This is a genomic window from Pseudomonas sp. Marseille-Q7302 (assembly GCF_965111925.1).
The window spans coordinates 1,528,800-1,550,063 of record NZ_CBCOPK010000001.1 but is presented as its reverse complement, the minus strand read 5'-3'; the positions used below and the strand labels follow the sequence as shown (position 1 = coordinate 1,550,063).

The 21,264-nt window shown below is 67.4% G+C and carries 20 protein-coding genes; 7 read left to right on the top strand and 13 right to left on the bottom strand.

Features of this window, described 5'->3' with window-relative positions:
- The first annotated feature begins 30 nt into the window (after nucleotides 1-30).
- Nucleotides 31-792: a precorrin-6A synthase (deacetylating) gene (gene cobF / locus ACWPW1_RS07135; protein WP_454252645.1), complete on the top strand. Its 762-nt coding sequence runs from the start codon at nucleotides 31-33 to the stop codon at nucleotides 790-792.
- A 4-nt stretch (nucleotides 793-796) separates the two neighbouring features.
- Here cobF and ACWPW1_RS07130 read toward each other — a convergent pair whose 3' ends face one another.
- On the bottom strand, nucleotides 797-1,315 hold the full coding sequence (locus ACWPW1_RS07130) for a GNAT family N-acetyltransferase (RefSeq protein ID WP_454252644.1): 519 nt from the start codon (nucleotides 1,313-1,315) through the stop codon (nucleotides 797-799).
- A gap of 102 nt (nucleotides 1,316-1,417) precedes the next feature.
- On the opposite strand from ACWPW1_RS07130, the gene ACWPW1_RS07125 reads away from it, so the two are divergent.
- The 3 genes from ACWPW1_RS07125 (at nucleotide 1,418) to ACWPW1_RS07115 (ending at nucleotide 4,355) form a co-directional block, all read left to right on the top strand.
- Entirely contained in the window at nucleotides 1,418-1,825 is a 408-nt protein-coding gene (locus ACWPW1_RS07125; RefSeq protein ID WP_059314097.1) for a hypothetical protein, read from the top strand.
- 88 nt (nucleotides 1,826-1,913) lie between these two features.
- Nucleotides 1,914-3,293: a PepSY-associated TM helix domain-containing protein gene (locus tag ACWPW1_RS07120; RefSeq protein WP_454252643.1), complete on the top strand. Its 1,380-nt coding sequence runs from the start codon at nucleotides 1,914-1,916 to the stop codon at nucleotides 3,291-3,293.
- 453 nt (nucleotides 3,294-3,746) lie between these two features.
- Nucleotides 3,747-4,355, top strand: a complete 609-nt coding sequence (locus tag ACWPW1_RS07115; RefSeq protein ID WP_454252642.1) for an FMN-dependent NADH-azoreductase — start codon at nucleotides 3,747-3,749, stop codon at nucleotides 4,353-4,355.
- Nucleotides 4,356-4,487: 132 nt separating this feature from the next.
- Here the strand turns inward: ACWPW1_RS07115 and hutC are convergent, their stop codons facing one another.
- From hutC to ACWPW1_RS07070, 9 genes are all read right to left on the bottom strand, one after another.
- Complete coding sequence (gene hutC / locus ACWPW1_RS07110; protein ID WP_271654243.1) at nucleotides 4,488-5,201, bottom strand: histidine utilization repressor; 714 nt, start codon at nucleotides 5,199-5,201, stop codon at nucleotides 4,488-4,490.
- Nucleotides 5,202-5,277: 76 nt separating this feature from the next.
- Entirely contained in the window at nucleotides 5,278-6,810 is a 1,533-nt protein-coding gene (hutH, locus tag ACWPW1_RS07105; protein WP_454252641.1) for a histidine ammonia-lyase, read from the bottom strand.
- A 49-nt stretch (nucleotides 6,811-6,859) separates the two neighbouring features.
- Nucleotides 6,860-8,260 carry a purine-cytosine permease family protein gene (locus ACWPW1_RS07100; protein ID WP_454252640.1) on the bottom strand — a complete coding sequence of 467 codons (1,401 nt, stop codon included), beginning with the start codon at nucleotides 8,258-8,260 and terminating at the stop codon, nucleotides 6,860-6,862.
- Between the two features lie 84 nt (nucleotides 8,261-8,344).
- Entirely contained in the window at nucleotides 8,345-10,009 is a 1,665-nt protein-coding gene (gene hutU, locus ACWPW1_RS07095) for a urocanate hydratase (protein ID WP_454252639.1), read from the bottom strand.
- Nucleotides 10,010-10,043: 34 nt separating this feature from the next.
- The gene (gene hutG / locus ACWPW1_RS07090; RefSeq protein ID WP_454252638.1) at nucleotides 10,044-10,988 is read right to left on the bottom strand and encodes a formimidoylglutamase; all 945 of its coding nucleotides are present in this window, start codon (nucleotides 10,986-10,988) and stop codon (nucleotides 10,044-10,046) included.
- Complete coding sequence (gene hutI, locus ACWPW1_RS07085) at nucleotides 10,978-12,192, bottom strand: imidazolonepropionase (protein ID WP_454252637.1); 1,215 nt, start codon at nucleotides 12,190-12,192, stop codon at nucleotides 10,978-10,980. Before hutI ends, hutG begins: the two co-directional genes overlap by 11 nt.
- Before the next feature lie 154 nt (nucleotides 12,193-12,346).
- A complete protein-coding gene (locus ACWPW1_RS07080; protein ID WP_434776067.1) occupies nucleotides 12,347-12,703 on the bottom strand; it encodes a hypothetical protein in 357 nt (118 codons plus the stop codon).
- Nucleotides 12,704-12,730: 27 nt separating this feature from the next.
- Nucleotides 12,731-13,612, bottom strand: a complete 882-nt coding sequence (locus ACWPW1_RS07075) for a transglutaminase family protein (protein ID WP_454252636.1) — start codon at nucleotides 13,610-13,612, stop codon at nucleotides 12,731-12,733.
- Nucleotides 13,612-16,092, bottom strand: coding sequence for a circularly permuted type 2 ATP-grasp protein (locus tag ACWPW1_RS07070; RefSeq protein WP_454252635.1), 2,481 nt, complete (start codon nucleotides 16,090-16,092; stop codon nucleotides 13,612-13,614). The genes ACWPW1_RS07075 and ACWPW1_RS07070 overlap by 1 nt, the downstream gene beginning before the upstream one ends.
- A gap of 309 nt (nucleotides 16,093-16,401) precedes the next feature.
- Between ACWPW1_RS07070 and ACWPW1_RS07065 the strand changes: the two genes are divergently transcribed.
- Nucleotides 16,402-17,601 (top strand): zinc-binding metallopeptidase family protein, encoded by a 1,200-nt coding sequence (locus ACWPW1_RS07065; protein WP_454252634.1) that lies wholly within the window; start codon nucleotides 16,402-16,404, stop codon nucleotides 17,599-17,601.
- A gap of 12 nt (nucleotides 17,602-17,613) precedes the next feature.
- Here the strand turns inward: ACWPW1_RS07065 and ACWPW1_RS07060 are convergent, their stop codons facing one another.
- Nucleotides 17,614-17,994 carry a diacylglycerol kinase gene (locus tag ACWPW1_RS07060; protein WP_059314085.1) on the bottom strand — a complete coding sequence of 127 codons (381 nt, stop codon included), beginning with the start codon at nucleotides 17,992-17,994 and terminating at the stop codon, nucleotides 17,614-17,616.
- Between the two features lie 110 nt (nucleotides 17,995-18,104).
- Nucleotides 18,105-18,755: a response regulator transcription factor ErdR gene (gene erdR, locus ACWPW1_RS07055; protein WP_017639013.1), complete on the bottom strand. Its 651-nt coding sequence runs from the start codon at nucleotides 18,753-18,755 to the stop codon at nucleotides 18,105-18,107.
- 325 nt (nucleotides 18,756-19,080) lie between these two features.
- Between erdR and ACWPW1_RS07050 the strand changes: the two genes are divergently transcribed.
- A complete protein-coding gene (locus ACWPW1_RS07050; RefSeq protein WP_454252633.1) occupies nucleotides 19,081-19,977 on the top strand; it encodes a DMT family transporter in 897 nt (298 codons plus the stop codon).
- On the opposite strand, the gene ACWPW1_RS07045 is transcribed toward ACWPW1_RS07050, so the two are convergent.
- Complete coding sequence (locus ACWPW1_RS07045) at nucleotides 19,970-20,707, bottom strand: tRNA-uridine aminocarboxypropyltransferase (protein ID WP_454252632.1); 738 nt, start codon at nucleotides 20,705-20,707, stop codon at nucleotides 19,970-19,972. The genes ACWPW1_RS07050 and ACWPW1_RS07045 overlap by 8 nt on opposite strands.
- A gap of 141 nt (nucleotides 20,708-20,848) precedes the next feature.
- Between ACWPW1_RS07045 and ACWPW1_RS07040 the strand changes: the two genes are divergently transcribed.
- A complete protein-coding gene (locus tag ACWPW1_RS07040; RefSeq protein WP_271654234.1) occupies nucleotides 20,849-21,256 on the top strand; it encodes a quorum-sensing-regulated virulence factor family protein in 408 nt (135 codons plus the stop codon).
- Nucleotides 21,257-21,264: the final 8 nt, after the last annotated feature.

Here is a 21,264-nt window from a genome sequence, read left to right as displayed (position 1 = left end):
GGAGCCCCCGACCTGCGCTGAGACGACGCCATGAAAACGCTGCTGGTCATCGGCATAGGCGCCGGCGATCCCGACCACCTCACCCTCCAGGCCATCAAGGCGCTGAATCGCGCCCGGGTGTTCTTCCTGTTCGACAAGGGCGCCGAGAAGGACAGCCTGATCCACCTGCGCGAAACGATTTGCGCCCGCCACATCCGCGAACCGGGCTATCGCTTCGTTAGCGCGCCCATCCCCGAACGTCGCCGCGAGGGTGACTACCGCCAGGCGGTGGACGACCTCAACACCGCCAAGCAGAGGCTGATGGCGCGGATGATCGAGGAGGAACTGGGGCCGGACGACTGCGGTGCCTTCCTGGTGTGGGGCGATCCGGCGCTGTACGACAGTACCCTGCGCATCCTCGCCGCCCTCCGGCGTGAGGGGCACCTGGTTTTCGACTACGAGGTGATCCCCGGGATCTCCAGTGTCCAGGCCCTGGCTGCCCGTCATCGGGTGCCGCTCAATCGCATCGGCCAGGCGCTGGAGATCACCCCCGGTCGGCGCCTGGAGCGCTTTCCCGCTCACCTCGACAGTCTGGTGGTGATGCTCGACGCCCACGAAGCCTATCGCCGCCTGGACGAGCCCGGCCTGCATATCTACTGGGGTGCCTATGTGGGCACGGCGGACGAGATCCTCATCGCCGGTCCGCTGCAGGAGGTGGCCGAGACCATCCACCAGACCCGCAGCGCCGCCCGTGCCCGGCACGGCTGGATCATGGATACCTATCTGCTCTGCCGAGGGCCGGCAGACGCCTGAGCCGCTACCGCGCGGCCCTTAGCCGGCGATCCAGATGGATGGTCTGCCAGGGCAAGGCCGACTCCCGTTCGACGACCTGAAAGCCCTGGCCAAGCCAGAACGCCTCGGCACCGGGCAGGAAGGGATGGGTGTGCAGGTAGAGACGCGCCACGCCGTCCCGCCCTGCCTGTGCCAGCAGCGCGCCGAACAGCCGTCGCCCCAGGCCCTGGCGGCGGTAGGGGGGTGCGACATACAGGCGAACCACTTCGACCACCCGCTCGCCAGGATAGGCCAGCTGCGGAAAACGCCGGTCATAGGGCCGATAGGCGATGCTGCCGATGGGCTTGCCAGAGGCGTCGCGAGCGATCAGCAGGCAGCCCTGGCCAACGCCATAGTGATCGGCGAAAAGACGCAGATCCTTCGGCACGGGCGCGGCATCGGCGCGGCTGGCGAACACCTCGCGATAGCTCGCCAGCAGAAAGGTGGCCATCCCGTCATCCGCTGAGATGATCCGATCCAGGGTGATGATTGGCGGTTCGCTCATGGTCTCTTCTGGTCTGGGCGGCCCACGGGGGCGCGACATTTCGGCGCAGGGCGGCGCCCGCCGGGCTGTGCGCTGCCTACGACGATGATACAGTCCCCTGCCATGAAAACCGTCCGTTCCCCACGCGCTTCGCTCGCCTGGATGCTGCTGGCCTGCATCCTGTTGAACGGACTCGTCTGCGCCCTGGGCCACGGTCAGATGCTGGCGCGCCTTACCCTGCCGGCCTCGCCCCTCTCCACGCAGGTGCACGAGCACCACCAGGGCGCCCAGTCACAGGCGGCCCAGGACGACATGGCCGGCATGCACGCCGGCCTGCCGGGTGGCAGCATCACCACGCTCTCGCCCACCGGCGATTGCGTCTTTGCCGCCACCCTGTTCCTGGCCACCCTGCTGGCCATCGCCCTGCAATGGCTGCTGCGGCCCGGCGATCCCCATCGCCGCCGCTACCAGAGCGCCCTGCCGCCCCCACCACGGGCCTATCGCTCCGCGCTTCACCCCCAGGCCCCCTGACGCCCCTGCTACGAAAACTGCTGTGCTCTTTTTTCGTAATCCCGCACGCGGCCAACGGCTGGCCGCGTGCCGACCCGTGGTGAACGCTATGACTTCGCACCCCTCCGCTCCGGCCGCCAAGACGCCGGGGCCGCTGCTGCAACTGCTGGCGCGGCTGCATTTCCTGATTGGCCTCTTCGTCGGCCCCTTCCTGCTGGTGGCTGCCGCCAGCGGCCTGCTCTATGCCCTGACGCCGCAACTCGAAGCACGTCTCTATGCCGAGGCCCTGCACACCCCCAGTCGCGGTGAGACGCTGCCACTGGCCGAGCAGATCCGTGCTGCCCAGGCGGTGGTGGGCCCGGCCTTGAGCCTAGGCGCCGTGCGTCCGGCCCCGGCGGTGGGCGACACCACCCGGGTGATGTTCAACGATCCGTCCCTGGGCGAATCGGCCCATCGCGCCCTCTTCGTCGATCCGGTCACCGGCACCATTCGTGGCGACCTGACCGTCTATGGCACCAGCGGCATCCTGCCACTGCGCACCGTCATCGATCAGTTCCACCGCAGCCTGCTGCTGGGTGAGCCCGGACGTCTCTACAGCGAACTGGCCGCCTCCTGGCTGTGGGTCGCCGCCCTCGGCGGCCTGACGCTCTGGCTGGTGCGCCGCCGCCGACGCCGTCCGGCCCGAGGGCTGCGCGGCCTGCACGCCAGCACCGGTGTCTGGCTGCTGGGCGGGCTGCTGTTCCTGTCCGCCACCGGCCTGACCTGGTCGCGCTTCGCCGGCGACAACATCGGCGTGCTGCGCGCCCACTACGGCTGGTCCACCCCCAGCGTGAAGACCGCCCTGGGCAGCGCCCCGGCCCCGGCCATGGCCCACGACGAGCATGCTGAGCACCACGGCCATGGCGCGATGCACATGGCCAAGGCGCCGTCGCTGGATCCGACCACCTTCGACCAGGTGCTGGCCAGTGCCCGTGCGGCCGGTATCGACGCCGGCAAGCTGGAGATCCGTCCGGCTCGCAGTGACGACAAGGCCTGGACGGTCAGCGAGATCGATCGCCGCTGGCCGACCCGGGTGGACGCCGTCTCCGTCGACCCGACCAGCCTGAAAGTGGTGGATCAGGTGCGCTTCGCCCAGTACTCGCTGCCAGCCAAGCTGACCCGCTGGGGGATCGATGCCCACATGGGCGTGCTGTTCGGCCTGGCCAACCAGCTAGTGCTGGTGGCCATCGCCCTGGGGCTGCTGGTGATGACCGTCTGGGGCTACCTGCTCTGGTGGCGCCGCCGTCCCACCCGCGACCCGGCGCAACCCGGTCTGATCGCCCTCTGGCGTCAGCTGTCGCCCCTGCCGCGCCTGCTGGTCCCGGCGACGGCCGTGCTGCTCGGCTTGTGCCTGCCAGTGCTGGGCGGCAGCCTGTTGCTGTTCCTGCTGCTGGACACCCTGCTCGGCCTACGCGGCCCGGCTCTGCGTGCGGAGGCAGGTTCGGCCTGAGGTGGGGATGGATAATTGTTGGGCTTCGCTGCGCTCAGCCCAACCTACGCAGCTACCTCCTCACCTAGCCGTAGCGTGGAAAACCGCGCAGCGTTTTCCACCTGTGCCCATGCCGCACACGTGGAGCGCAGCCTCCCGCTCACACCAATCCGCCCCCTCTCCCTCTGGGAGAGGGCTGGGGTGAGGGCCCGTCCCCAATCGCAGCCGTAGCGTGGAAAACCGCCCAGCGTTTTCCACCTGTGCCCATGCCGCACGCGTGGAGCGCAGCCTCCCGCTCACACCAATCGGCCCCCTCTCCCCTGGGGAGAGGGCTGGGGTGAGGGTCCGCCCAACACCAATCGTCACTCCAGGAACCGCCCCCCAGACCATCCATCGGCACACCCCATTCGAGGCTGGCACGCTCCAGCGAGACGCTTATAGTTATCGCAATCCCCATCGAGCGAGGATCTGCCCATGCCCCGACTGCTGCACGTGATAGGTTCGCCCCGCCAGGATCGCTCCGCCTCCCTGGACGTCGCCAACGCCTTTATCCAGGCCTGGCAGGACAGGCATCCAGACGCCGAGGTGGACACTCTCGATGTCTGGCACTGCGACCTGCCGGAATTCGACGGTCCCATTCTCGACGCCAAGTACGCCGGCATCCAGGGCGAGTCCCTGAGCGCCGAGCAGGCGCACGCCTGGACGGTCGCCAAGGCGCTGGCGCAGCGCTTCAAGGCTGCCGATGTACTGCTGTTCGGTGTACCCTGCTGGAATTTCGGCATCCCCTACAAGCTCAAGCAGCTGTTCGACGTGGTCAGCCAGAAAGACCTGCTGTTCACCTTCGACGACCGCGGCCTCAACGGCCTGCTCGGCGGCCGCCAGGCACTGGTGATCGCCGCCCGCGGTGCGGCCCTGGATCGCCAGGAGCATCAGGAATCCTATCTGCGCACCTGGTGCGAGATGGTCGGCATCGACCGGATGCATACCGTGGTGGTGGAAAAGACCCTGTTCGGTGCCGAGGTCGATCAGGCCTCGCGCGACCAGGCCAAACAGGATGCCGTGGCGCTGGTGGGCAAGCTCTGATCGCTGGCTGCAGGGGCTACCCTCACCCCAACCCTCTCCCAGGGGGAGAGGGGGCAAATCGGCGCGTGCGAACAGTCTCGTAGGTTGGGCTGAGCGCAGCGAAGCCCAACACCCCTCCCCACATCAAGCCCCTCAGCGATGCCGGGTCGTCGAGCTCAGCTTGTACCTGTCGCCCGGATGCAGCAGCCGTACATAGCTGACCAGGTGTTCGTCCGACCAGGTGCGGCGGATCATCGACAGGCAAGCCGCCCCCTCGGCGATCTCCAAACAGCGCGCCGTCTGGGCGTTAGCCAGCACCGCCTCGACGATATGCTCCACATCACTGATCGGACAGCTGGCCACCAGCACCTCGTTGGGCGTCTGGCGACTGAAATCACTCTCCAGATAATGCGGCACCCAGCGCGGATTGACGTAGCGGTCTTCCAGCTGGATGGGCACGCCATCCTCGCGGTGTACCAGGATGCTGTGAAAGACCTGACTGCCGATCCGCAGCCCCAGGCGCAGGGCCACCTCGTCATCGGCGGCGACGGCCTCGCTGCGCAGCACCTCGTTGGAATACTGGTGCCCCCGGGCACGTACCTCGGCAGCGATGTTCATCACCTCGTGCAGCGAGGATTCGGCCTTGCGCTCGATGACGAAGGTGCCGAGGCCCGCCTGGCGCATCAGGTAGCCCTGTTGCACCAGGCGGGTGATGGCCTTGTTGGCGGTCATGCGGCTGACGGCGAAATCCCGCGCCAGCTGTTCTTCGGTGGGGATCTGGTGATGCACCGGATAGGCACCACCCTGGATGCGTTCGAGCAGGAAGTCCTCGATCACCTTGTAGCGCGGGGGTGTCGTGCTGCTCACGCGAACTCCAGGCCGGAAAATGGGAAGCCGATGATAACGCGCGGTCTGGCCTTCTGGCTGCCGGACCGCGTGTGTCTCAAAGACTGGGCAGCAGCCGCGGCGTGACCAGCGCGTTCAGGCAGCCGCTGGCCAGCAGAGCGCTGGCGGCCTCGATGTCCGGGGCGAAGAAGCGGTCTTCCTGATAGTAGGGCACCCGCTCGCGCAGGATGCTGCGCGCCCTTTCCAGTCGCTCCGAACTCTTCAGGCCGTGACGGAAATCCAGGCCCTGGCAGGCGCCCAGCCACTCGATGGCGAGGATGCCACGCACGTTCTCGGCCATGGCCCACAGGCGCTTGCCGGCGTTGGGCGCCATGGACACGTGGTCTTCCTGGTTGGCCGAGGTGGGCAGGCTGTCGACGCTGGCCGGATGGGCCAGCGCCTTGTTGTCGCTGGCCAGGGCCGCCGCGGTGACCTGGGCGATCATGAAACCGGAATTGACCCCGCCGTTCTCCACCAGGAAGGGCGGCAGCTGGGACATGTGCCTATCCATCATCAGCGAGGTGCGCCGCTCCGACAGGGCGCCAATCTCGGCCAGCGCCAAGGCCAGATTGTCGGCGGCCATGGCCACCGGCTCGGCGTGGAAGTTGCCGCCGGAGATGACATCGCCCTCCTCGGCGAATACCAGGGGGTTGTCGGACACGGCGTTGGCTTCGACCTCCAAGACCTCGGCCGCCTGGCGCAGTTGGGTCAGGCAGGCGCCCATCACCTGGGGCTGGCAGCGCAGCGAATAGGGATCCTGGACCTTGTCGCAATTGGCGTGGGAGCGGGAGACCTCGCTGCTGGCGGTGAGCAGTTCGCGATAGGCCGCGGCCACGTCGATCTGGCCGCGCTGGCCCCGCGCGGCATGGATGCGCGCATCGAAGGGCGCCCGGGAACCGAGCATGGCCTCGACGCTCAAGCCGCCGCAGACCGTGGCCGCGGCAAACAGGTCTTCGCCTTCGAACAATCCGCGCAAGGCATAGGCGGTGGACACCTGGGTGCCATTGAGCAGCGCCAGGCCCTCCTTGGCGGCCAGGGTCAGGGGTTCGAGACCCGCCACCGCCAGCGCCTCGCGGGCCGGCAGCCACTGGCCCTGGTAACGCGCCTTGCTCTCGCCGATCAGCACCAGCGACATGTGCGCCAGCGGCGCCAGGTCACCCGAGGCGCCCACCGAGCCCTTGAGCGGAATATGCGGATAGACCTCGGCGTTGATCAGGCGGATCAGGGCTTCGATGACCTGGCGGCGGATGGCGGAGAAGCCACGGGCCAGGCTGTTGACCTTGAGCAGCATGATCAGCCGCACCAGGTCATCGTCCAGCGCCTCGCCGACGCCAGCGGCATGGGACAGGACCAGGGAACGCTGCAGCTTTTCGAGATCCGCCGGCGCGATCCGTGTCGAGGCCAGCAGGCCGAAACCGGTGTTGATGCCATAGGCAGTCCGGCCTTCGGCCAGGATGTTTTCCACGCAGGCCACACTGGCGTCGATGGCCGCATAGGCCGCTGGATCCAGCTCGACGCACAGTGGCTGCTGGTAGGCCTGGCGCAGCTGGGCTAGATCGAGGGTGCCGGGTTTCAGGGTCAGGGTGTTCATCTAGGACTCCAGAGCCGCACACCGCAGGTGTCGGCGTTGATCGAGAAATTCAGATTGCCGCCGGGCGCGTGTTCGGCAGGGGTTGGCGACGGGCCAGCAGGTAGTAGAGGACCGCCGGCACCAGCAGGCCGATGATCCAGGAGATGTCCACGCCGCCCAGATGCGCCACCAGCGGGCCGGTGTAGAGTTTGGTCGAGAGGAACGGCAGCTGGATCAGCACCCCGACGCCGTAGGCGAGCAGGCCGGCCCGATTCCAGCGACCGTAGCGCCCGTCAGGATCAGCCAGGGCGGCCAGGTCGTAGCGGCCGTGGTTGACGGCGTAGTAGTCCACCAGGTTGACCGCGCTCCAGGGCGTGAAGAAGGTCAGCAGGAAGAGGATGAATGACTTGAAGGCGCCGAGGAATTCCCGCTGGCCAAGCAGCGCCACCAGGGTGGCGGCGCCGACGATGGCGAGCACGAAGAACAGCCGCTGGAGCCGCGACACCTCCAGATGACCGCGAAAGCCACTGATCACCGTGGCGATGCACATGAAGCTGCCATAGGAATTGAGCGTGGATATGGTGATCTTGCCAAAGGCGATGCTGAAGTACAGCAGCGCCGCGGTCACACCACTGCCGCCAAGGCCGACGATATAGGCCACCTCGCGCCCGGCGAACTGGCCGTTCGCCAGGGCTGCAGCCAGCACGCCGAGGATCATGGCCGCCTGGGCGCCGAGTATCGAACCGGCCCCCACGGCGGCAAAGGTTTTCCAGCTCGAAGTAGCGCTCGGCAGATAACGGGAATAGTCCGCCACATAGGGGCCATAGGCGATCTGCCAGGAAGCGGCCAGGGACACCGCCAGTAGAAAGGACGCCCAGCTGAAGTGGCGGATCTGCAGCAAGGAGCCCAGGTCGCCCAGGTCGCCCAGGCTGATCAGCCGGGCGAACAGGTAGCAGAAGGCGAGGATGCCCAGGACGCTGGCCAGCCGACCGACCCAGTGGATCACCCGGTAGCCGAGGACCGTGGCCACCACGATGCAGGCCGCGAAGACCAGGATGCCGGCACTGTCGCTGATGCCGGCCAGCTGGGCGATCGCCTGGCCGGACAGCACGGTGCCCGTGGCGGTGAAGCCCAGATACATCAGGCACACCAGCACGATGGGAATCGCCGCGCCATAGACGCCGAACTGCACCCGACTGGAGATCATCTGCGGCAGGCCGAGCCGAGGGCCTTGGACGGCATGCAGGGCCATCACCCCACCGCCCAGCAACTGGCCGATGAACAGCCCGATCAGCGACCAGAAGACATCACCCCCCAGCACCACGGCGAGGGCACCGGTGACGATGGCGGTGATCTGCAGGTTGGCGCCCAGCCAGAGGGTGAACTGGCTGTAGAGCCGGCCGTGCCGCTCGGTCTCGGGAATGAAGTCGATCGAGCGCCGCTCGATCAGGGGGGTGTTGGCCTTGGGCATGGTTCGCGCTCCACGGCGCCGAAGGTCGGCGCTCTTGTTGTTGTCGGGAACGGGACGCCGGTGCTACCACCGGCGTCAGGACGCTCAACTCTTGATCATGGGCAGATTCAGGCCCTGCTCGCGGGCGCAGTCGATGGCGATCTCGTAGCCGGCATCGGCGTGGCGCATCACTCCGGTGGCCGGGTCGTTGTGCAGGACCCGGGCGATGCGCGCCGCGGCGGCATCGGTGCCATCGCAGACGATGACCATGCCGGAGTGCTGGGAAAAGCCCATCCCTACCCCGCCGCCATGGTGCAGCGAGACCCAGGTGGCGCCGCTGGCGGTATTGAGCAGGGCATTGAGCAGCGGCCAGTCGGAGACGGCATCGGAGCCGTCCTGCATGGCCTCGGTCTCGCGGTTGGGGCTGGCCACCGAGCCGGAGTCCAGATGGTCGCGACCGATGACGACGGGCGCCTTGAGTTCGCCGCTGCGCACCATCTCGTTGAACGCCAGGCCCAGCTTGGCCCGCTGGCCCAGGCCGACCCAGCAGATGCGTGCCGGCAAGCCTTGGAAGGCGATGCGTTCACGGGCCATGTCCAGCCAGCGGTGCAGGTGGGCATCGTCGGGGATCAGCTCCTTGACCTTGGCGTCGGTGCGGTAGATGTCCTCGGGATCACCCGATAGCGCCGCCCAGCGGAAGGGACCGATGCCGCGGCAGAACAGCGGCCGGATATAGGCCGGGACGAAACCCGGGAAGGCGAAGGCATCGGCGACGCCGGCGTCCTGGGCCATCTGGCGGATGTTGTTGCCGTAGTCGAAGGTCGGGATGCCCTGGCGCTGGAAGTCCAGCATGGCCTGGACATGCACGGCCATCGACTGCTTGGCCGCGGCCACCACCGCGGCTGGATCGGTCTGGGCGCGATCGCGGTATTGCTCCCAGCTCCAGCCAGCCGGCAGGTAGCCGTTGAGCGGGTCGTGGGCGCTGGTCTGGTCGGTCACCATGTCAGGACGCACGCCGCGGCGGACCAGCTCGGGGAGGATCTCGGCGGCGTTGCCCAGCAGGGCGACGGAAACCGCGGCCCCGGCGGCGGTGTGCCGGGCGATGCGCGCCAGGGCGTCGTCCAGGTCGCTGGCCTGTTCGTCCACGTAGCGGGTCTTGAGGCGGAAATCGATACGGCTCTGCTGGCACTCGATGTTCAGCGAGCAGGCGCCGGCCAGGGTCGCGGCCAGTGGCTGGGCGCCGCCCATGCCACCGAGGCCCGCGGTCAGCACCCAGCGTCCGCGCAGATCGCCCTGATAGTGCTGGCGGCCGGCCTCGACGAAGGTCTCGTAGGTGCCCTGGACGATGCCCTGGCTGCCAATGTAGATCCAGCTGCCGGCGGTCATCTGGCCGTACATGGCCAGGCCCTTGGCATCCAGTTCGTTGAAATGCTCCCAGCTGGCCCAGTGCGGTACCAGGTTGGAGTTGGCGATCAGCACCCGCGGGGCATCGGCGTGGGTCTTGAACACCCCCACCGGCTTGCCCGACTGCACCAGCAGGGTCTCGTCGTCGCCCAGCACCTTGAGGGTGGCGACGATGCGGTCGTAGCTTTCCCAGTTGCGCGCCGCCCGGCCGATGCCGCCGTAGACCACCAGTTCCTGGGGATTTTCCGCGACCTCGGGATCCAGGTTGTTCATCAGCATGCGTAGCGGCGCTTCGGTCAGCCAGCTCTTGGCATTGAGCTGGGTGCCGCGAGGGGCGCGAATCTCACCTTCACGAAAGCGGGTCATGGTGGTTCCTCTTTTGTTGTTTTCGAGGCGGGACCTAAACATCCAGCGCCAGGGTATGGATCAACCGCGCCGCGACCCGGGCCGTGCGGCCGTCCTGATCGAGCGCGGGGTTGAGTTCGGCCACATCGGCCAGGCGCAACTTGCCGCTGGCCTTGAGCCGGCGGACCAGCGGCTCCAGCAGCGCCAGGCCGACGCCATGGGCGGCGGGCGCGCTGACTCCAGGCGCATCGCCTGCGGGCAGTACGTCTAGGTCGAAGGTGAGATAAAGGGCATCACAGTCGGCGGCGAAGGCGTCGAGCTCTGCGCCGATGCGCGCCAGGCTGCCCTCACGAATCTCGTGGTCTTCATGGATCAGTACGTCCAGCTCGGCGGCGCGCCTGAGCAGCGTGCGGGTATTGGCCGCCTGACTCAGCCCCAGGCAGGCATAGCGGAAGGGCCAACCGTGGCTGGTGCAGTGGGCAGCGATCTGAGTGAAGGGTGTACCGGAAGTGGGGCCTCGTGACGGATCGCGCAGGTCCAGATGAGCATCGAAGTTGACGATGCCAATACGCGGCTTGGGCAGGGTCCTGGCCAGGTGCAGCGCCAGGCCCGACCAACTGGCCCAGGCCACCTCATGACCGCCCCCCAGCACCAAGGGCAGATGGCCGGCGTCCAGCAGCTGGCGTACGCCATCGGCCAAGCGCGCCTGGGCGCCCTCCAGATCGCCGTCGGCGCAGCGGACATCGCCGGCGTCATAGGCCGGCCCTTGCCGCTGCCAGGCCACATTGGCCAGGGCGCGGCGAACGGCGGTGGGACCTTCGGCAGCGCCCACGCGACCCTGGTTGCGCCGTACGCCCTCGTCACAGGCGAAGCCCAGCAGGGCCACGCCGGGCGCGCTGTCCACGGCGAGTGGCTGGATGCACTGGTGCCAGCGCAAGGCATCCGGCTCAGGATCGATGCGACCGCTCCAGATTTCCAGAGTCTGGCGATCAGCGAACACGCTGCACCTCCCCGGCGAAGACGCGCTGCCGCAAGCGACCCGGCCGCACCTCGTAGGCCAGTTCCGCCGGTTGATTGACCTCCCACAGGCAGAGATCCGCCGGGGCGCCCACCTGGATACGGCCCAACTCCGGGCGCCCCAGGGCCTGGGCGGCATGGGCGGTCATGCCGGCCAGGGCCTCGCGTGGCGTGAGGCGAAACAGGGTGCAGCCCAGATGCGCGATCAGGGTGGGCAGATAGAGCGGCGAGGTGCCGGGATTGGCGTCACTGGCCAGGGCCATGGGCACCCCGTGCCGGCGTAGCAGCTCCACCGGTGGCTGCTGGGTTTCGCTTAGCATCAGGAAGGCACCGGGCAGGAGCACGGCGACGGTACCGGCTGCTGCCATGGCGCGCACGCCGGCTTCGTCGAGGTACTCAACATGATCCGCCGACAGGGCGCCCAGGCTCGCGGCCAGGGCGCTGCCGCCCAGATTGGACAGCTGCTCGGCATGGGCCTTGATCGGCAGGCCGTGCGCCCGTGCTGCCTGGAAGACCCGCTCGCATTGGGCCGGCGAAAAGGCGATCCCCTCGCAGAAGACGTCCACCGCATCGGCCAGACCCTCAGCCACTGCGGCGGGGATCATCTCCTGGCAGACCAGATCGACGTAGCCATCGGCATCGCCCTGGAATTCCGGTGGCACGGCATGGGCGCCCAGCAGCGTGGTCATCACCCGGACTGGTAGCGCCTCACCCAACCGGCGAGCGACACGCAGCAACTTGAGTTCGTCAGCCACCGTCAGGCCGTAGCCGGACTTGATCTCCACGGTGGTGACACCCTCGTCGGCCAGGGCCTGCAAGCGCGGCAAGCTCAAGGCGAAGAGTTCCGCCTCGCTGGCCGCCCGGGTAGCGTGCACGGTACCCAGGATGCCGCCACCCGCGCGGGCGATTTCGGCGTAGCTGGCGCCTTCCAGACGCTGCTCGAATTCCCCGGCGCGCTGGCCGGCGTAGACCAGATGCGTATGGCAATCCACCAGCCCGGGCGTCAGCACCCCGCCCTGCCCGGCCAGCTCAGCCCCTTCGCCCAGTGCGGGCTGGAAGTCGGCTTCCGGCCAGAGCCCGACGATGCGGCCAGCGTCCACTCGAACGGCCATGGGCGTGGGCCAGGTCTGGAAGCCATCGAACAGGGTGACGTGGCGCCAGAGCAGCGGTTGGGTAGTGACGGACATGATGACCTCTCCGGTTAATGTATATACATTTAATTGAGAGAACACTACCCGTCAAGCTTCAAGAAGTTTTGCGCGGAAGAATGAAGTGTGCCGTTGGATGGCTAATGTGCGAAGGACAGGAGCGCACGACAAAACCCCTTATTTGTATAGACAATTAAAGGATAGCGGTAAACCAGGGATCGCATTGCCGCCAAAGCCAGGCGGACACCGGCCGCATCAGAGGCTCTGCCTTGAAAATCGCCATGACCAAAGCTCCTCTTGCTAGCACGACCAGCATGGGCGCGAAGGTATAACGACAACGTCGTTTCCAATCGTCCAGCCACTTGAGATGGGTAAGCACCATCCAGGTCAGCGGAAGACCGATCAATAGCAGATACAGCCAGGCTTCCGGTGTCCTGGGCCGACCGACCTGAACGCACAGGAGCGCCGCCAGGATGGCGTTGATGCAGAACAGGAAGGTATTGGGCCGTGAAGGACCGAGCGGGATGTTCAGCCACCTGGGATCTTTCATCGATGGAGTCCTTTCCAAACCGGCACGCTACAGCGGCGTCACCGTCACCTCCACCACCGGATCGTGATGGCCGCCACCGAGGATCACCCCGCGCAACGGTGAGACATCGGTGAAGTCGCGGCCCCAGGCCAGGGTGATGTGTTCGAGATCCGGCAGGACGTCGTTCGTGGGATCGAAGTCGACCCAACCCAGCACCGGACAATGCACGCTGACCCAGGCATGGGAGGCGTCGGCGCCAATGAGGCGCGGCTTGCCGGGCGGTGGGCGGGTCAGCAGATAGCCACTGACATAGCGCGCCACCAATCCCAGGCCACGCAGGCAGGCCAGCATCAGGTGGGCGAAGTCCTGGCAGACGCCATGCCGATGCGCGAGCACCTCGCGCAGGGGCGTGGCCACCTGGGTAGCGGTGGCGTCGAAGCGGAATTCGCGATGGATCTTTTCCATCAGCGCCCGGCAGCCCAGCAACAGAGGCCGCCCGGGCGGAAAGCAGTCCTCGGCGAAGCGGGCGAAGATGCCGTCGAGGGGCACCGCCGGCGATTCGAAGCGAAAGTGATGCACCTCCAGCGCCGCGCGGGCAGCCGGATAGCGCAGCCCGTCGCGTACCTGCTCCCAGGCGGGCGAGTCCGCAAGCGGGAGACCTGCGCGGGAGTCCACCTCCACGTCCAGTTCGGTCCCGACATAGAGTTCGTCGTGCGGGCGCTCGAAAGACAGTCGGGTCAGCGGATTGCCGAAGGCGTCCCAGGCGTCCTGGCGTTGCGTCGGCTGCGGCAGGATCGCCAGTTGCCGGGACAGGCAACGCTGCCAGGCGCAGTCGCGCGGCAACAGGTGCAGCAACTGCTGCGAGAGCGATACCGGCGCCTCGTAGCGGTAGTGGGTATCGTGCTGGATGCGATAGCGGACCGGGCTCATCACATGGATACCGTGCGCTGGCTGACCGCGTCGACATGGGCGAAGCAGCGATAGATGACCCGCTCGGACAGCTGGCTGCTGGCCCCGGCGATCTGCCGCAGCAGGCGCGCCAAGCCTTGCTGCACCTCGACCCGGCCGGCATCGCCGAACAGGGTGTTTTCCAGGGTGCCGAGGTCGAAGCGACGCAGCCGGTCGTAGGCGTCGTGCAGTGCCGGATCGGGCGGCAGGCCATGGTAGCGCTCCAGATGCTCCACGGCGTTGATCAGCGCGTGCAGCTGGAAGCGGATCGAATAGGGGTTGTGCTCGTGCAGCATCAGCAAGTCCAGCACCGGGATCAACTGAGGCGCGGCCTGGTAGCGCGAGCGATAGGTGATGATGCTGTTGCCCAGCTCCAGCAGCCACTCCAGACCGGCCGCATCCCAGGTGGCGCCACCTTCGAGAAAGTGCGCCAGGCTGCCGGCGAGGAACTGCACCCGCTCGATGCGTCGGCCGATCATCAGAAAGCGCCAGCTCTCGTCGTGGGTCATGTCGTCGAAGGTGAAGCCGGCCACCGCGGCGAGCGCCATCACCAGCCGGTTGAGACTCTGCAGCGCTTCGCCCGGCTCGCTGCCTACCTGGCCCAGGCCATGGGCCTCGCGCTCCACCTCGCGGATGGCGCGCCAGTTCTCCGGCGACAGCCGTCCGCGTACCTGGGCCGCGGCCCAATGCAGGCGCTGCAGATTGGCGCCCAGGCCGCTGGGAAAGTCGCCAGGCCCGAGGGCAGCATGCAGCTGCTCGGCGAGCCCGCCCTGCCCCGGTAGCCATTCCAGGGCAGTGGCCAGGTCGATGGCCGATTGCACCGCCGGCCCCCCATCGTCGGCGTCAAGGTAACGGCTCAGCACGATCCGCAGGAGGCGCGCGGCATCCTCGCAGCGCTCGCTGTAGCGGCCATACCAGAACAGGTTTTCCGCCGTACGCGAGGGCAGGAAGGGGTCCTTGCGCACCAGGTCGCGCACCCCCAGCACCCGGGCCCCGGGCACCTCGGCGGCGCCGCGGCTACCACCCAGTACCCAGGTGTCCTTGCTCGACCCACCGCGTTGCATGGACACCACGGCAGCGCCTTCGTGTGCCACGCGGGTCAGGCCACCGGGCATGACCCAGTAGCCGTCTTCGCTGGCCACTGCGTAGACACGCATGCCGATGGCCCGTGACTGCAGGCTGCCGCCCTGCCAGACCGGCGCCTGCGAGAGCTGGATGCGCTCCTGGGCCACATAGGCATGGGGCGTGGCCAGGATGCGCTCACGCAGGGCGGCCAGGCCTTGGGCATCCAATTCCTTGCCGAACACCGGCTCGAATCCCTGGCCGGGATAGGCGGGCTTGATCACCAATTCCGCCAGCCGCTCCAGGGCCGCTTCCCGGACCGGCGTCTCGCCACACCACCAGGTGGCGACGGAGGGCAGCGCCAGGGTCTCACCCAGCAAGGCCTGGCAGACCCCCGGCAGGAAGCCGAGCAGGCCGGGCGATTCCAGCAGGCCGCTGCCCAAGGCGTTGGCCATGATGACATTACCCTGGCGCACAGCCTCCAGCAGGCCAGGCACGCCCAGGGCCGAATCGGTGCGCAGCTCCAGGGGATCGCAGAAGTCGTCGTCCAGCCGGCGAAACACCGCATGGACGCGACGCAGCCCGCTCAGGGTTTTCAGGTACAGGCAGTCGTTGCGGACCGTGAGGTCCTGGCCTTCCACCAGCGGAAAGCCCAGCTGGCGCGCCTGGTAGAGGTGCTCGAAGTAGGTCTCGTTGTAGCGCCCCGGCGTCAGCAGCACCGCCAGCGGCGCTTCGTCGCCGATGTCCAGACCCGAGCTCAGGGTGCGTTGCAGGGCCTGGAAGTAGCCATTGAGGGGCTGGGCCTGCAGATCACGGTGCAATTCGGGAAAGGCCCGCGCCACGATGTGCCGGTTTTCCAGGGCATAGCCGGCACCGGAGGGCGCCTGGGTACGATCCGCCAGCACCCACCAGCGGCCGTCAGGGGCCCGCGCCAGATCCACCGCATAGACGTGCAGCCAGGTATCGCCAGGCGGTCGCAGCCCCTGGCAGGCCCAGAGAAAGTTGTGATGACCGAATACCAGCTCTGGCGGCAACAGTCGCTCGTGCAGCAGACGTTGCTCGCCATAGAGATCGCCCAGTACCCGGTTCAACAGTCGCGCCCGTTGGGCCACCCCAGCGGCGAGGGGTGCCCACTCCTCCGCCGAGATCAGCTGCGGCAGGAGATCCAGCGCCCAGGGCCGGTCACTGCCCTTGGGATCGGCATAGACGTTGTAGGTCACGCCGTTTTCCTGGATCTGCCGGGCGATCAGGGCCTGGCGCTGGTCGAGCTGCGCCGGACGCAGACCCGCCAGGTGTCCATAGAAGCGCCGCCAGGTCGGCCGCACGCCACCCCGCGGACTCCAGAGTTCGTGGTAGCTGCCGGTCATGTCGCTGGCATTGTGGGAGACGATCGGGGGCATGGTCGGACGACGGCTGACAGGATACGAGAGCAGGTTCGCAAGAGCCGAACGGGCCGACGCCGTGGGGGCGCGCGACAGTGTCGACGGTAACCTAGGGTAGTGGTGCGCGCCGGGATGCGCCACCGCTAACGCGGGCCGCCGATGCGCGCGGGCGGGCCTCTGGTCCGGGCGCCGATTCCAGAGCCCTTGCCAGCGCACCCAGGCGACGAACAACCGGAACTCCAGGGTCGGGCCGCTCTACTAAAGCGCTAGCAAGACGCCGGCGCTCCGCCTGGCGTCCGACGCGGCCGCTCTCGCCAGGTATTCCCCATGCGCAATTTTCTCGGAAGCTACAGTTCGAATCGCCAGCAACGCAACGTCCTGCGCGCCCTGCCCGTCCAGCGCAAGGTCGCCAACTGCACCTGCGGCCAGGCCATCTTCTTTCCCAACAGCGAATGCCTGGCCTGCGGCAATGCCCTGGGCTACGCCCCGGACCAGGGCACGCCGACGGCACTGCTGCCGGCGGAAGGTGGCCTCTGGCAACTGCCCGAGACGACCAGCGGCCTCTATCGCCGCTGTGCCAACCTGGATACCCCAGCCGCTTGCAACTGGCTGGTGCCAGCCGAATCGGGCGACGGCTTCTGCGTGGCCTGCCAGCTCAACCACACCATTCCGGACCTGTCCTTCGAGGGCAACGGCGAGCGCTGGCGCAAGCTGGAGCTGGCCAAGCGGCAACTGGTCGCCCAGCTGCTGGGCCTGGGGCTGCAGGTCATCCCCCAGACGGTCGATGCCGAGCGCGGTCTCGCCTTCGACTTTCTCGCCCCTGATGCTACCGGTACCCCTACCACCGGCCATGCCAATGGCCTCATCACCCTGAACATCCTCGAAGCGGACGATGCCCACCGGGAAAAGGTCCGCGCCGACATGCACGAACCCTATCGCACCCTGCTCGGCCATTTCCGCCACGAGGTGGGTCACTACTACTTCGATCGTCTGGTCGCCGGCACCGCTTGGGAAGAGCCCTTCCGCGTCCTGTTCGGCGACGAGCGCGCCGACTATGGCGAGGCCCTCAAGCGTCACTACGAGCAGGGTGCTCCGGCCAACTGGGAAAGCCAGTACGTCAGTGCCTACGCCACCATGCATCCCTGGGAAGACTGGGCGGAGACCTGGGCGCACTACCTGCACATGATGGACACTCTGGCCACCGCCGCCAGCCTGGGCATGAACGCCGGCAGCCTGCAGCTGGACTTCCAGCCGTTCACCCGCGAGGCGCTCTATGAGGCCGAAGACCGCAGCGATGACGAATTCCTCGGCTTCGCCAATGCCTGGATCGAGCTGGCCGCCATGCTCAACGAGCTGTCGCGCAGCATGGGCCAGCCGGACTTCTATCCCTTCGCCCTGCCGGCCCCGGTGATCGCCAAGCTGCACTTCATTCACAAGGTCATCCATTCGGCCCAGCCCAGCGTGCTGGAACAGCGCCTGGCCGCGGATGACACCGCAGCGGGTGCCACCTTGGGCGCTACCGTCTGATCCTTCTCCTGCTCAGCCGAGCAGGACGATGCCCCAGACCACGGCGATGATGATCATGGCCACGAACTGCGCAGCGCTGCCAAGATCCTTGGCGTTCTTCGACAGTTCGTGCCAGTCCAGGGAAATGCGATCCACCACCGCCTCGATGGCGGCATTGAACAGTTCGACCACCAGCGACAGCAGGCAGACCGCCACCAGCAACGCCCGCTCGCCGCGACTGACGTCCAGCCAGAAGGCCAGCGGCACCAGCACCAGGTTGAGCACCACCAGCGAACGAAAGGCCGCTTCCTGGCGAAAGGCCGTGCGCAGCCCGGCCAGGGAGTAGCCCGTGGCATTGATGACCCGGCGTAGACCGGTCTTGCCTTTGTAGGGAGAAATCACCGAAAGCTCCATCCAGCAGCGTCGTACTGCCGGTCCCGGCGGACGGCAGGTACAAAAAAGGGTGAGGACCGGGGGCCGCGCATAAAGCGACCGCCCATCGAAAGCGGCAACGGCAACCGAAGCTAGCTGGAGGTGCTCTCCAGCTGTTGCAGCAGGAGCGCCGCCTGGGTGCGGGTACGGACCCCGAGTTTACGGAAGATGGCCGTGGCATGGGCCTTGACCGTGGCTTCGGAGACATTCAGCTCGAAGGCGATCTGCTTGTTGAGCAAGCCTTCGCAGAGCATGGTGAGCACCCGGAACTGCTGCGGCGTGAGACTGGCAAGCCCGGCGCTGGCCGCCTTGGCCTCCTCGCTCAAGGCCGCGGCGCCTTCCACCTGCGGTGGCCACCAGGTGTCGCCGTCCAGCACCTGACTGACGGCCTGCTGCAGGGTACTCAGATCGCTGGACTTGGGGATGAAGCCGCTGGCACCGAACTCCCGGGCGCGTTGCACCACGGCCGGTTCTTCCTGGGCCGAGATCATCACCACGGGCACCTGGGGATATTGGCCGCGCAGGAGGACCAGCCCGGAAAAGCCGTAGGCGCCGGGCATGTTGAGATCGAGCAGGACCAGATCCCAGTCGGTGCGCTCGGCCAGGCAGGCCTGGAGTTCGGCGATGTCGGCCACTTCGGTGAGCCGCGCCTGGGCGCCCAGGCCCAGGGTGAGCGCCTGCTGCAGCGCGCTGCGAAACAGCGGATGATCATCGGCGATCAATATCTGATAGGCAGCCGCCATGGTGTAGCCTTCCTTGTTGTCGTGAGAGCCTGCTCAACGCTTGCTGCGCGTTGGCCAAACGGCGGTGGACATGACTTCGGGATGCTCATCTACCCTGCGTAAACGTCGCGCCCTCGGTCATCTTCACCTGGTTCGTCTCCAGCTCGTGAGCCTTGGAACAGCCTCCGAGGTCCGCGCAGACCAGCAGCCTGGCGTGCCGGCTGCATGCGAGATCGCGCCAGCATGCCGAACGGCGCGGACGGGGGCAAGGCCGAGTGGACCACAGACGATAGGCAAGGCCCGGCGGTTGCGGCACAGTTGCGCTTTTTTGCCCAAGAGACACCCGATGCCCAGCGCTGCCCTGCGTGCCGACCTGCTCATGCTGCTCACCGCCATCATCTGGGGCAGCGCCTTCATCGCCCAGACCGGTGGCATGGAGCACATCGGTCCCTTCCTCTACACCGGCCTGAGATTCGCCCTGGGCGCCCTCACCCTGCTGCCGCTGCTGCTGTTCCTGCGCCGCCGCGGTCGCCAGCAACGCCTGACCCGCGACACCTTCAAGGGCGGACTGCTGATGGGCTTGGTGCTGACCCTGGGGATCAATCTGCAACAGGTCGGCCTGCTGTTCACCAGCGTGACCAATTCCGGCTTCATCACCGGGCTCTATGTCATCGTGGTGCCACTGCTGGGCCTGCTGCTTGGCCAGCGCAGCCATCTGGGGACCTGGATCGGCGCCAGCCTGGCGGTGGTCGGCATGGGGCTGCTGAGCATCGGCGACAACTTCCACGTCGCTTCGGGCGATCTGCTGCAACTGGCTGGCGCCCTGGCCTGGGGCGTCCATGTCCTGCTCGTGGGTCACTACTCCAGCCGCCACGACGCCACCGTACTGTCGATCCTGCAATTTCTGGTCTGCGCCTTGCTGAGCCTGCTGCTGGCGCTGGCCTTCGAGCCGCTTCAGCCGGCCCGGATCGCCCTTGCCCTGCCTGACCTGCTCTATGGCGGCGTGATCGCCGCCGGCATCGGCTACACCCTGCAGGTCTTCGCCCAGCGCGGCGCCATTGCCTCCCACGCGGCGGTCATCTTTTCCCTGGAAGCGGTGTTCGCTGCCGGCTTTGGCGCCTGGCTGCTGGGTGAGGCCCTCAGCGACCGTGGCTACCTCGGCTGCGCCCTGATGTTCGCCGGCATGCTGGCGGCCCAGCTGTGGCCACGCCAGGCGCCGGTCGAGGTCAAGCCGGTCAACTAGCGCGCAGCGCCTTCAGCTGCTGGATCGCCGAGCTGTCCGCCGCCAATGGCAGATGATGCTTGGCGTCCAGATAGCGCTCACTGAAGACATCCAGATAGGCCTCCAGCAGCCGCCCGGCGGGCGCCTCCCCGGCCAGCTCCAGGCACAGGGCCGCGACCTCGGCGGTGCACAGGTGCTCGCCGCGGGTGGAGCGCCGCAGACGGTAGCGCGACAGGGCGGTGGGCTGGAAGCTCAGCACCGGCAGGCTGTCCAGGTAAGGACTCTTGCGGAACATCTTGCGCGCCTCGGTCCAGGTGGCATCCAGCAGCACGAACAGTGGTCGCTGGCCGGGGGCCAGTGGCAGGCTTTCGACTACCCGACCCGGGTCGGCGTATTCGCCGGGAAATACCAGCAATGGCTGCCACTCGGGCTGCCTGAGCAGCTCAGGCAACGCCGGATCCACTGCCGTGCGACTCCAGCCGAAGGCATGGGTATCGGCCACCACGTCAGCGATCAGCCAACCCGTGTTGCTTGGCTTGAGCGGCTCCACGTCATGCATCAGCAGGCACATCCCGGCGCGGGTCTGACGCAAGGGGCGCAGGTCGCAGAGGCAATGGGTGGGCGCCAGCCGGCACGCCGGACAGCGTGCCATGCGCGAGCCGCGGGCGATGAAGGGCTTGATGCTGCGCGCCAGGCGCTCCTGGCGCAGGCGGGCCACGGCATGGGGAGGGATGTCGCTGATCGGGGTCATGCCGGGCTCACGGGAAAAAGCGCAGTTTACCAGAGCGATCGGGATGCCCGCGGCGGCCAGGCGGGTTACCCTGCATAGACGCCTTGCGAACCCCCGCCCGCGACCACGGTCGAAACGGGCTCCTCTACGCTGGAGAACACGATGCCTCGTTTTGCTTTGCTCGCCCTGACCCTCGCCCTGCCCTTCGCCACCCAGGCGGCTGAGTCGCTCAAGGACCACGAGCTCAACCAGATGCTGCGCAAGGTCGCCACCGAGAGCAGCCAGGGCACGCCCCGCGCCGTCAACGAAGACATCCTCGACCGCGGCTACACCGTGCAGGGCAAGCAGCTGATCAACAGCCTCAGCGTCCGTCCGGCCCATGCCGCCCGCATGCGCGAGAATCCAGCCACGGTACGGGTGCAGCTCGCCGAAAGCGTCTGCCAGAACAACGGCTATCGCCAGTTGCTGGCCCGTGGCGCCACCCTGGTCTATGACTTCACCGAATACCAGACCAACAAGCCGGTCATGGTCGAGCGCTTCCAGGCCGCCGACTGCGGCCTGGGCAAGTAAGCGGAGGG